8 protein-coding genes and 1 tRNA gene are annotated in these 12,578 nt (G+C 46.5%); 6 read left to right on the plus strand and 3 right to left on the minus strand.

The annotated features are described in order from the left end of the window. Positions 1-234: 234 nt before the first annotated feature. Positions 235-1,485: a site-specific integrase gene (locus tag N2K84_RS01770; RefSeq protein WP_282590045.1), complete on the minus strand. Its 1,251-nt coding sequence runs from the start codon at positions 1,483-1,485 to the stop codon at positions 235-237. 310 nt (positions 1,486-1,795) lie between these two features. After that, positions 1,796-1,870 (minus strand) — tRNA-Val (locus N2K84_RS01775). Positions 1,871-2,025: 155 nt separating this feature from the next. On the opposite strand from N2K84_RS01775, the gene N2K84_RS01780 reads away from it, so the two are divergent. The 6 genes from N2K84_RS01780 (at position 2,026) to N2K84_RS01805 (ending at position 11,057) form a co-directional block, all read left to right on the plus strand. Further along, on the plus strand, positions 2,026-4,584 hold the full coding sequence (locus N2K84_RS01780) for a LamG-like jellyroll fold domain-containing protein (RefSeq protein WP_282590046.1): 2,559 nt from the start codon (positions 2,026-2,028) through the stop codon (positions 4,582-4,584). 219 nt (positions 4,585-4,803) lie between these two features. Beyond that, positions 4,804-6,330, plus strand: coding sequence for an SUMF1/EgtB/PvdO family nonheme iron enzyme (locus tag N2K84_RS01785; RefSeq protein WP_282590047.1), 1,527 nt, complete (start codon positions 4,804-4,806; stop codon positions 6,328-6,330). 11 nt (positions 6,331-6,341) lie between these two features. Then, entirely contained in the window at positions 6,342-7,691 is a 1,350-nt protein-coding gene (locus N2K84_RS01790; protein WP_282590048.1) for a Gfo/Idh/MocA family protein, read from the plus strand. 94 nt (positions 7,692-7,785) lie between these two features. Next, on the plus strand, positions 7,786-8,718 hold the full coding sequence (locus N2K84_RS01795) for a glycosyltransferase family 2 protein (RefSeq protein ID WP_282590049.1): 933 nt from the start codon (positions 7,786-7,788) through the stop codon (positions 8,716-8,718). After that, positions 8,718-10,799: a tetratricopeptide repeat protein gene (locus tag N2K84_RS01800; protein WP_282590050.1), complete on the plus strand. Its 2,082-nt coding sequence runs from the start codon at positions 8,718-8,720 to the stop codon at positions 10,797-10,799. The genes N2K84_RS01795 and N2K84_RS01800 overlap by 1 nt, the downstream gene beginning before the upstream one ends. Before the next feature lie 12 nt (positions 10,800-10,811). Then, positions 10,812-11,057 carry a hypothetical protein gene (locus N2K84_RS01805; protein WP_282590051.1) on the plus strand — a complete coding sequence of 82 codons (246 nt, stop codon included), beginning with the start codon at positions 10,812-10,814 and terminating at the stop codon, positions 11,055-11,057. 87 nt (positions 11,058-11,144) lie between these two features. Here the strand turns inward: N2K84_RS01805 and N2K84_RS01810 are convergent, their stop codons facing one another. Continuing rightward, positions 11,145-12,572 carry an NAD-dependent succinate-semialdehyde dehydrogenase gene (locus N2K84_RS01810; protein ID WP_282590052.1) on the minus strand — a complete coding sequence of 476 codons (1,428 nt, stop codon included), beginning with the start codon at positions 12,570-12,572 and terminating at the stop codon, positions 11,145-11,147. Positions 12,573-12,578 lie beyond the last annotated feature (6 nt).

Consider the following 12,578-nt stretch of genomic DNA (forward strand, 5'->3'; position numbering starts at 1 on the left):
CGGCGGAAAAAGCAAGGCTGTTCTGCCCAAACCGGTTCACATGCAGGCAAATTGTACAAAAAACATGGAAGGGCAGAACACCCGCCCCGGCCTTGCTTTTTTCATCAGCCGGGCAGCTAAATTGACTTTTCTTTTTGGTTTTGACGGAATAGGTTATCATTAAGTAGAACATTACCCAAATAAATAGGGACTAATACGACTGATTATCTCAAGAGATTACTCAATGTGAAAAAGTCATACTGTTCTTTTTAGAGACGAATCCTTTTGTTCCTCAAGTTTTAACTTCAAAAAGTTCATATCATCAGATAATTTAGAATCGACAATCCTAGCGTAGATTTGAGTGGTTTTTATCGATGTATGCCCAAGCATTTTTGATACTGATTCAATTGGCACCCCATTGCTTAAAGTAACAGTGGTGGCGAAAGTATGCCGGGCTAAATGGTAAGTCAAATTTTTAGATATGTCACAAAGGTCGGCCACCTCTTTTAAATAGCTATTTAATTTTTGATTGGAAATAACAGGGAAGATGGTACCATTAAATTTCGACCTTGGGTTATCAGTGTATTTCTGGATGAGTTCCCACGCTTTAGGAAGAATTGGAATTCTCATTGAAACGCCTGTTTTCTGCCTGCTCGAAATAATCCAGTAGTTTCCGTCTGTTCCCAAATGAATTTCTTCCGGCTTTAACTGAACAGTATCAATATAAGAAAGACCAGTGTAACAACTAAACACAAATAAATCCCGCGCTAATGCTAAACGTGGTAGTTTAAATTCAGTCTCTTCAATTTTCAAAAGTTCATCGGCTTCGAGAAAGCCCCTTTCCACTTTTTTGAACTTAATCTGATAGCTTCGGAAAGGATCCGTCTTAATCCAATCGAGTTTAAGTGCTAACCTGACAACCACCCTAAATCTTTCGATATGTTTCATAACGCCATTATTTTGCATTGGCTTTTGATGATCAACTGGTTTTCGTGTTCGAAGAAAATACTCGAAATCTGTGATAAATTTATAATTGATCTTCCGTAAAAGAATATTCTCAGTTTTGTAACAAGCCAACAGAAATTCCATCACATACTTTTCGGTCGTTTTGTAATGATGAAGTGTATTTTTGGAAATATCGTTTTCTACAATTTTACGATGATAATCAAATGCATCCTGAATCGTATTTCCAGCTTCATCAATACCGAGAAAATAGTTCTTCACCATAGAGGCAGTAGGTAATTCGCCCTCAACCAGCAATTCTCTGTATATGTTGCTCAGTCTTGATCTAACCTTTTCTAAAAATTGGTTAAGTTCCTTATTTTCCTTCTTCCTACCACTAACTTTTTCTGCTACCGGATTCCAGTCAGCAGGTTCGACTCGTTGCTTCAAGGAAACTTCAGATCTTGAACCATTGACCGTGATTCGGGCATAAACAACCAGATTTTCAGCGCCCCCACTAGCCCTCGCTACGAACTGTATTCCAAAAGATTGCATCGACTCCATACCAATTCAATTTGATGTGAAATAATTTAAAATGCCAGTTAGGAGTGATTTACTCACTCGCATTTCATTAAAGTTGCTGTAAAATGCTTCATTTTAGCACCTAAAAAAGCATAGTTTCAAAAATGCAAAAAGCATTATTACAGACGATTACAGCGATGCTGGTGAGTAAATATAACATAAATAATTAACTCACCGGATCACTCACCAGAACATTGAATTTGATTGGATTATTTTGGTATTTGGAAGAAACAAAAAATCCAGTAATCATTTGATTTACTGGATTTTGATTCATTTTGAAGTATAGCCTCCGTGGGCTGTACTGGATTCGAACCAGTGACCCCTACCCTGTCAAGGTAATGCTCTAAACCAACTGAGCTAACAGCCCTTCTGTGGCGACAAAAATACAAAAAAAATGATTCTGCGAATGACAACGTCAATTTTTCAATATCCCTTTCATCCCGTTTTCCATTAAACAATCTGATAGTCATCGTGCAATAGCCTGCTTTTTTTATCTTTGTTGGACAAATTTCAGAAAACATCATGCTCATTAGGCTTTCCGGATATTTTGTGGGACTGTTTTTAGGCCTGGCGCTCATCGCAAATCATGTGCGTGCGGCTGAAGATGTTGTTCTCAAGCATTATGACGAAAGCATCTATGTTATTTCCAACTACTCCGGAACTGATGCTACACACAAGGAACCACGATCCATTAAGCAATTGCTGGACCTGAATGTAGGCGGTTTCCGGTTTTACCTGGAATGGGAGCGCCAGCAAAACAAGCTGATGCTCAGGGATTCCCAGGGCAACTCCTCCCCTTTTATCGATCAGCTTCATTTGATAAAAGATTTCCTGGACCATCATCCCGACCGGATTCTTACGCTTTTCCTGGATTTTAATGTGAATATAAACGAATTGGCTGTACTCATCGAAGAGTCGGGCATACACACCTATTTATTTGAATATCAGGAAAAAATTGGTTGGCCAACCCTGAAAGAAATTGTGGATACCGGCAAACGGTTGGTTATCTTTGGGATGCAGGAACACCGCAACAGCCCCGATTGGCTGCATTATGTGTGGGACCATGCGGTGGAACCCTATTATTCCATCTTGGAAGCCCCTGTATTTATCGGCGAGTTCCTGAAAGGTGATCCCAAAAATAACCTGCTCATTTACAATGATTACAATTTGCCCCGAAAACCAGACATTCCTGATGACACCTATTTTAATACTTCACAAAATCCATATCTGATTGAACACATCAAGAATGTATGGACGAACACGGGGAAAACACCCAACTTCGTCATGCTCGACCGATTTGAAAATTGGATCACCCAAGTGCTGTACCAGTTGCGTAGTTTCAAAACGGTGAAGGGTACTGTTACTTTCAATGCCCAAATCCTGAATTATGTGACTTGGGAAGGCACAAACAGCCTCACCAGCGGAAAATTCTGCTTCCCGGCCGGTCCGGGAGAAACACTGACACTGACGCCTAAAAGTCCCGGTTACCGCTTTAAGCCGGAAACAGTCGTTATTGCCGAACCCGAACAGAACAAGGTGCAGCATTTTGTGGGTATGCCACTGGAGATTACCGAAGGACTCGAAGCTCATTACAATTTTGAAAACGGTGTTCGCGACTTCAGCATCAACAATTTTCATGGGAAGGCGCTGGGCGTAGAATTCCGAAATGAACCGGAGCGAGATATGTATGCCTGGTTTAACGGGAAAAGCCAGGTGGAACTGCCCAAAGCAGATGAGCTGAAATTGCGCGATCATGATTTTACCGTGGCAGCTTGGGTGAAGATTGATGAGTACAAAAAAGACAAACGCGACTATTCCATTTTAGGCGCCCCCGGAGGCTCCTACCAGCAAAGCATCCACCTGGTCATCCGCAACCAGCGCCCGTATTTTGGATTTTACTCAAACGATTTACAGGGGAATACGCGTATTGAAGCCGGAAAATGGTACCACTTGGTATGGCGCTACAGCAAACTTAACGGCGAACAGGCCATTTACGTCGATGGCCGGTTGGACAGCCGCTCGCTGGGGCACCCTTCGTACAAAGGACGCGACAACATTTACCTGGGCCTGGCCGGTTACGACGACCAATCGAACCTGATCGGCTCACTGGACGACCTCACCATTTGGTCGCGCACACTGGGCGAAGAAGAAATCTGGAGCTTAAGCAAGGACTTGGTAGAACTGATGCCCCGCAAAAACATTTTTATCCGCTACCCGCTTCTTTCCCGGATCGGAATTATCTTTCTGTCCTTATTTATTTTGTGGCTGATTTACCGTAAATTACCCTTCCGAAATTACCGCAAGCGCTTTCTGAACACCGAAAAACTGAAAGAACTCGAAACCGCGCAGGATTATCCCGAACGAAATTATATCCAATTATTTGGCGATTTCAAGGTGGTTGACAAAGCCGGCACTGACATCACCAATCAGTTTACCCCAAAAATCAAACAATTATTTTTGCTGATCTTGCTATACTCGCAACACAGCAAAAAAGGAATCTCCACAAAAAAATTGTCAGACATCCTCTGGCCCGACCTGAACTACCAAAATGCAAAAAACAGCCGGGGCGTTACCATTCGCAAACTTAGGCTGATTTTGCAATCACTGGATGAGGTGGAAATTCTATTCAACATAGATTGCTGGACGGTTCGCTTCTCGAAAAATGTTTACTGCGACTATGTAGGATGCCTGAAACTGCTGAATGAAAACCGCGACCATCATGCTGACTTCTACCTCGACTTCTACAAAACCATACGTGCGGGAGAAGCATTTAAAGGCGAATCGCACGATTGGCTCGACGATTTCAAAGGCAATATCGGAAACAGTATTGTGGATGTGTTGATGCAGTTTATCCACAAGCTCGACCCGGAAACCGACCACGAACTGATCCTGAAACTGGCCGACCGGGTATTGGTTACCGATCCGGTAAACGACCAGGCCCTATCGTTTAAATTGAAAGCACTCGTGAAGCAAAACAACCTCAACACGGCCCGTTTTACCTATGAAAAATTTGCCACCCTTTACGAGGAACTCTATAACGAACGCCTGGCGCTCACCTTTGACGACTTCCTGAAATCTTAGCCGAAAAAATTCTTCACAGAGGGGTTAAATTTTTCAGCATCCAAACATGTGGCTGAATAACACCAACTTATATATTATAATTTTCAAGTAAAAGAATGAAATTAACCCTTCCGGTAACCCTCCGATAACCAACTTCTAAACGCCGGTTAACAGATAGCTAAGTGGGTAAAACTACATTTGGACTACCTGATTTACCAAAAAACTGATCAAACGAAGGAGATGAAACTGAATCTAAAAAATCCTTTTAAAGGAAGTCGTGCATATTTGGGGTTGATGTTGCTTGGCGTATTGATCTGCATCGTGATTCTCACATTCAGCAATAAACTCATCAGCTACACTTCGACAGATGATTATTGTATGTCGTGCCACGTTCATCCCCACGCCGAACAAAGCTGGAAACTTTCCACCCATTATAACAACAGCTCCGGGGTCATCGTTCATTGCGTGGAATGTCACCTTCCCCCGAAAGGACCTGGGCACCTGGCTGCCAAGGCCAAACACGGATTAAAAGACGTTTATGGCTTGCTGTTTAAAGACAGCGCCGATTACAAATGGGAAGAAAAGCGCAAGCTTGAAAGTGCCAAGCACTTCGTTTACAAAGAGTCCTGCCTGAAGTGCCACCAAAACCTATTCCCCACGACCCTTTCGCCCGAAGGCGACGATGCCCATTTATATTACCTGACCAGCAAAGAAGAATTACGTTGCATTAATTGCCACCTGCATGTGGGTCATTACGATCCAAACGCGGCACACGAACACAACCTGAATTTTGGAACCGTTACCGAAGTCAAAGAAATTCATACCGAACCTACCACAGTTACCCGATTCGAAAATTTCACCGAGAAAGTGCCAGGGACCGACATTTCGATTGAGATGGTGGCTATACCCGGAGGCACATTTGAGATGGGCAGCCCGAAAAATGAGCCACTGCGTGATGCGGATGAAGGCCCGGTACGCAAAGTGAAAGTTTCCCGCTTTTTCATGGCACAAACCGAGGTTAGCTGGGATGCCTACCTGTCTTTCTTCATGGCGACTTCTTCACAAGGACGCAAAGAATCCGCAGGACCGGCTGAGGAGGTGGATGGCATTACCGGCCCAACTCCCCCTTGGGGCGCTCCGGACCAGGGCTGGGGCAAAGGCGATCGGCCGGCCATTACCATGAGCTGGCATGCTGCCCAGGTTTTTTGCCAATGGCTGTCGGAAACTACCGGCAAAAAATACCGCCTGCCCACCGAGGCAGAATGGGAATATGCCGCGCGAGGAGGTACTCAAACTCCCTACCCTTTTACAGGCAGTCCAAAAGATTACAGTTCCAAAGGCTTTTTCAGAAAACTATTTGGCCCCGATACCACCACCATCAACTCGTATGTGGTTTACGAACTGAACAGCGGCGGAATTACACGCGAACCGGCAAACGTAAAAGCCAACCCGTTTGGATTGAAAAATATGCTGGGTAATGTAGCCGAGTTTTGCCTCGACTTTTATGCGCCCGACACCTACGGCACGTATCCGGGTGAAATAGTAACCGATCCCTCAGGGCCTACAAAAGGTCGGGAACGTGTGATCCGCGGAGGATCATTTAAAAGCGATGCCAAAGATGTGCGCAGCGCCGCACGCGATTATACCAAAACCAAAGACTGGCTGATGACCGATCCGCAAATGCCCAAATCCATCTGGTGGTATTCGGATGTGGTGGATGTTGGTTTCCGGGTTGTGTGTGAAGTAGATGAATTGATAGAACCGTAAATTTAAGAACCATGACTGATCAAGCAAAAAATATGGACCGCCGCCGATTCCTGGGAGCTACAGCCCTGGCCGGAATTGGCCTGTTGGGCGCAAGTGCAGCGCTATCATCCTGTAAAACCAAAGCAGGGAACAAAGAACTTGGCTTACCTCCCATCCTATCGGCAGCGCCAGCCGGCAAAAAGCTGCGTGCCGGCCTGGTTGGCGCCGGAAATCGTGGAACAGGCGCAGCCATTAACTTTATCAGTGCCGGGCCCGAGCTCGAAATTGTAGCCCTGGCCGATGTCTTCCAGGATAAAATTGACGCATGCCGGGAACGCTTTGCGGGCTACAAAAGGCCTATTCCCGAAGAAAACTGCTTTGTAGGTTTTGACTCCTATAAACAATTAATGGCCCTATCCGAGGTGGATGTCGTCATTCTGGCAACACCACCGCAGTTCCGGCCCGAACAATTTAAAGAAGCCGTCCTTCAAAAGAAGCATGTCTTCATGGAAAAACCGTTGGCAGTTGATCCGGTGGGCATCCGCTCTATCCTGGCAACCGCCAAAAAAGCCGAAGCCATCGGCCTGAACGTGGTTACCGGCACCCAACGCCGCCACCAGGAAGATTATATCGAAACCTATAAGCAAGTGGCCAATGGGGCAATCGGCAAAATAACGTCGGCCAAAGCTTTCTGGAATCAAAACCACGTGTGGTTCCGCACCCGCGAAGAAGGCTGGGACGACATGACCTACATGATCCGAAACTGGAACAACTTCTGCTGGCTTTGCGGCGACCACATCCTCGACACACACGTCCACAACATCGATGTCATCAACTGGTTTTTGGGCAAGCAGCCCGAAAGCGCGATTGGCTACGGAGGGCGAGCACGCCGACTAACCGGCGACCAGTACGACTACTTCAGTATCGATTTTGAATACGGAAACGGCGTAAGCTCACACAACATGTGCCGCCAAATTGACAACTGTGCCAACGGAACCGGCGAGCTGATCATGGGAACCGAAGGCTACACCAACTGCCAAAACACGATCTGGAACCTGGATGGCTCTGTGAAGTGGCAGTTTGAGTACCCGAATGATGAAAACGGCCAACCTATGAGCACGGTAAAAATTCCGCCTTATGTGCAGGAACACATGCACCTGGTACACGCCATCCGCACCGGCGAATACGTGAACGAGGCCGAGCAGACAGCCATTTCTACCCTGACAGCCATCATGGGACGAACCGCTGCCTATACCGGAAAAAAAATTACCTGGGACGAAATCTTTAAATCAGATATGGACCTCGGCCCGAAAGAACTGAAATTCGGCCCGGTGGACATGGAGTTTCCTGTCCCCGTGCCCGGAACAGCTCATAAAGCATAACCTAAACCAACTAAACCGATTGAGCTGGTAAAGAAAGGACGGGGAAACTTCCGGGTTTCCCCTCCTTCAAAAAAAAAAGTAAAAACCCGAAACGATGAAGATCTCGCTGGTAATACCGATCTATAACGAAGAAGGCTTGATTGACGAGCTCATTCCCCGGGTGAAAAGTGCCCTGGAAACTATTGATCCGCAATTCGAAATTGTGGTTGTGGATGACGGAAGTGCCGACGGGAGCCTGCAAAAGTTGACTGCCCAGCGAAAGGCGGACAAGCGCATCAAAATATTGTCGCTTTCACGGAACTTTGGCCATCAATCAGCCTTCACTGCCGGATTGGAATACGCGAATGGCGACGTGGTGGCCATGATGGACGGCGACCTTCAGGATCCGCCCGAATTGCTGCCGGAAATGTACCGGAAACTCACGTCGGAAGGATATGATATTATCAGCGGAAAACGAACGGCCCGCAAAGGAAACAAAACCAAAAACCTGGTGACTGGCCTGTTCCATTTTCTGTTCAAACGCATGGCTCACCTCGAAGACCTCGAAAACGCCGGGAATTTCTCGATGATGAACCGGCAAGCGCTGAATGCCCTGCTTTCGATGGACGAACGTGTGCGATATCTGCCCGGACTGCGCACCTTCATCGGCTTCCGGCAGGGTTTTGTTGAATATGTACGCGAAGACCGCCTGCAGGGTGAACCCAAAATGAACCTCAGCAAGTTGCTGGTGCTGGCCGCCGATGCCATCTTTTCGTTTTCGCGCCTGCCCATCCGTATTTGCCTTACCCTGGGCCTGGTGGGAACCGTTGTTTTCATGCTGGCCGGATTATATGTGCTGGCTGCCAAAATCTTTGGTTTTGCTGTACTGGGCTGGCCGTCAACGGTATTGAGCATCTACTTCCTGGGATCGATCCAATTGATTTTTCTGGGCGTGGTAGGCGAATATGTTTACCGGATTTACAAAGAATCGCAAAAACGCCCACTCTATTTCATTAAAAAGATTTACGACAACGAAGAAGAAGCCTGATGAACGAACGTAGCCTGAAAATAGTATTCTTTTGCCTGGCATTGATCCTGCTGGCGGCCTTGCTGGTCATCAGTCGCGATGCTGGTATTTCAGGCGACGAAAAGGTGCACTACGAGCATTCGGAAAACGTGTACGACTATTATGCAACGATGGGAAAAGACCAGGATGCCCTGAGCACACCCAAAACCCATCTGCAATATTACGGACAAGCGCCTGACAACCTGGCCACCTTCCTCATCCGCTGGTTAGGGATTGAAGATATTTACGGCTTCCGGCACCTGTTCAGCAGCTTTCTGGGCTGGCTGGCCATTTTCATGACAGCCTGGTTTGCCCGCTGGCTCAAAGGTTACGGAGCAGCCATTCTCACCCTGTTGCTTTTTGCCGTTTCGCCCCGTTTTTTGGGCCATCTGCAAAACAACTTAAAAGATATTCCTTTTGCCCTGGCTTATATTGCCGGAGTATTCTATATACTGAAATTAACCTATACCAAGTTTAAGTCACAACCAACGATTACGATTTCACTTTTAATTGCGAGTATTGCTTTTTCCGTCGGTATCAGGGCAGGAGGAATTTTACTGGTCTTTTATCTGCTTTTTGCAGGCTTTCTATACTACCTGTTTGAGTTTCTGGCTAAAAAAAAACTTATCTGGCCACAGGTTTTACGAACGTTTTTACTGCTACTGGTTATTTCGGCAGCCGGTTATCTGATCGGTTTGCTGCTGTGGCCTTATGCGCTTCAAAATCCGGTCACCAATCCGTGGCATTCGTACCAGGTGATGACCCGGTTCCCGACCACCATCCAGCAAATTTTTGACGGGGAATACATCTGGTCTGACTTTCATCCCTGGTATTATTTGCCGAAATACATGCTGATAACGATTCCCCTGGTTGTTTTTGCCGGGGTATTGTTATTTCTGGTGTTTTCTAAAAAGATTGTTGTACCGGGGCATCGCCTGACGTATGGATTTTTGATTTTTACGATCCTCTTTCCGCCGGTTTTTGCCATCCTGAAAAACGCCAACCTGTACGGAGCCTGGCGTCATTTCATTTTCATTTATCCGGGACTGGTTTTATTGGCTGCCATTGGCTTTTACGAGCTGTTCCGAACCTATCATAAACCGGTTGTCAGGGGTTTACTTGCGATCCTGTTTATTTTTTTGAGCTTTCACCCGCTCAAGTTCATGGCTTCGGCCCACCCCTATTATTATCTGTACTACAACCAATTGACCGGCGGACTGAAGGGCGCCTACGGAAAATTCGAAACCGACTACTACTACCATACCATGCGCAGCGGGGCCGAATGGCTCAGGCAGTACCTAAAAGAAAAAGGAGATAAGCGACCGGTGACAATCGGCAGCAACTTCCCGGTTGAGTGGTATTTCAGCGATATGCCCAACTCCCGTTTCCAGTATTTTTCCTATTCGCGCCGCAACGACCTGGATTGGGACTACGCTATCATCGGCAACAGCTACGTTCATCCTGAACATTTGCGCAGAGGCAACTTCCCTCCCGAAGGCACTATTCACGAAATAAAAATAGAGGGAGTGCCGGTTTGTGCAGTAGTTGCCCGGAAAACGAAACTGTCGCTTGAAGCCGCCCGTTTGTTTGAGGCGGAAGCCTTCCCAGAGGCTGTTGAAGCCTATCGAAAGGCCCTAAAAGTCTATCAAAAAGATGAACACCTTCAGTATAAACTGGGAAAAAGCTTACATTTGCTGGGGAAACATACAGAAGCACAAGAAGCTGTTAATGAGGCACTGGCCATTCACCCATCCTATGAACCGGCCCTAAAACTGGCAGGTGAACTGAAACTGGAACTGGGTGACACGGCAGGAGCAAAACGGGATTTTGAGAGCCTGATTGAGGCAAATAAAAAGTATTTTAGCGCTTACGTAGCGCTGGCCCGTATTTTTCAGGAAGAAGACAAGTTGCCCGAAGCACGGGAACTCCTGAAAAGCTGTTTGCGGATTTTCCCGCGTTACCAACCGGCTATCCGTGAACTGGCCCAAACGTACAGGGAAACCAACCCGGACATAGCCCGGAAATATGAAGAACTGGCGAATTCAATCCATACGTTAAATTAAAATACATACAAGATGAAAAAGTTAATGCTGATGCTGGCCGTTTTTGGATTTCTGGCCATTGGAAATGTAAACCCGGCTTTTGCCCAGGAAGAAGACCTTTTACTGATGGAAGACACCCTTTCCATTGACGACATGGACCCGGTTTTTTATGAAGCCGAGCAAGAGAAGTCTAATAATACAACCACCATTGTTATTGTCGTTGTTTCTATTGTCGTAGGTGGTGGTGCTGCTTTTTTCTATATGAAAAAGAAGAAATAATAAGTACACTGTTGATTACATATAAAAAGCTCTCCGGGAAAAACGGGGAGCTTTTTTTGCGATTTCTACTTTTTGCGAACTCTCCCGTTATCTTATCACAACCGTCTTCACATTCACAAACTCCCGGATACCGATCACTGACAATTCGCGACCGTAGCCGCTTTCCTTAACCCCGCCAAACGGAAGGCGCGGATCGGATTTCACAAAGTCGTTTACAAACACACATCCCGCTTCAAGTCTTTTTTCGGCAAGTTCTTTTGCTAATTCAAGGTTGGATGTAAAAATCCCCGCTCCCAGCCCAAAAACCGTATCATTTGCCAGATGAATGGCTTCATCCACACTTTTCACGTGGAACAACGAAGCCACAGGACCAAACAATTCTTCATGGTAGGCAGGCATTCCGGGCACAATATTTTCCAGCACAGTAGGCGGATAAAACGCATTATCGCCCTCGGGAACATAGCCTCCGCAAAGAATGGTGGCGCCCTGCTCTACACTTTGCATAACTTGTTGATGAAGCTCGTCGCGCAAATCTTTCCGGGCAAGCGGGCCAATCGTGGTGCCTTCAGCCATCGGATCGCCAAAGGTGGCCTGTTGCATCAGCCGCACAAACTCGGCCTTAAAAGCCTCATAAACCGCATCCAGCACGATAAACCGCTTGGCGCCAATACAACTTTGCCCGGCGTTCAGCAAACGGCTCGAAACACACAGTCGGACAGCTTCATGGATATCAGCATCTTCGAGAATGATATACGGATCGCTGCCTCCCAGCTCCAGCACCGATTTCTTAAGCGATGCACCGGCAGTAGCGGCAACAGCCTTTCCGGCCGGGGTGCTTCCGGTAAGCGTTACTGCCTTTATTTTGGGATGATTGATCACTTCTTTTACTTTTGCCCCACCGATCAAAACAGTCCGGAACACATTTTTGGGAAAACCTGCTTCTTGAACCAGCTGTTCAATGGCCGAGGCACAACCGGGCACATTGCTGGCATGTTTCAGGATACCGGCATTTCCGGCCATCAGTGCCGGGGACAAAAAGCGAAAAACCTGCCAAAACGGGAAATTCCAGGGCATAACGGCCAAAACCGTCCCAATGGACTGATAAGTGATAAACGATTCGGAAGCTTCAGTGGGGATAGATTCATTTTGAAGAAAGGATTCTGCGTTTTCAGCATAATAGCGGCACACCCAAGCACATTTACTAATCTCACCGATAGCTTCGCGGTTTACTTTTCCCATTTCAAGGGTGATCAAATCGGCCAGGCTCTTTTTCCGCTCGTTCAACAAATCAGCCAGCCGATACATTCTTTGCCGACGTTCGGCAAAGCCTGTCTTCTTCCATGATTGCCAGGCCCGATCTACCTGAACAATAATGTCATAAACCTGATCACGACTATGTTCTGAGTAAGTTTGAATAACTTCACCTGAATACGGATTTACAGTTTGCATGTGCGTAGAATTTTTAGCTCGGTGACCAAAGTTAACGGGATTTGGACAATAAAAAAAGACCTGCAATTCTGC

The organism is Gaoshiqia sediminis (assembly GCF_025907915.1).
GTDB lineage: Bacteria > Bacteroidota > Bacteroidia > Bacteroidales > Prolixibacteraceae > Gaoshiqia > Gaoshiqia sediminis.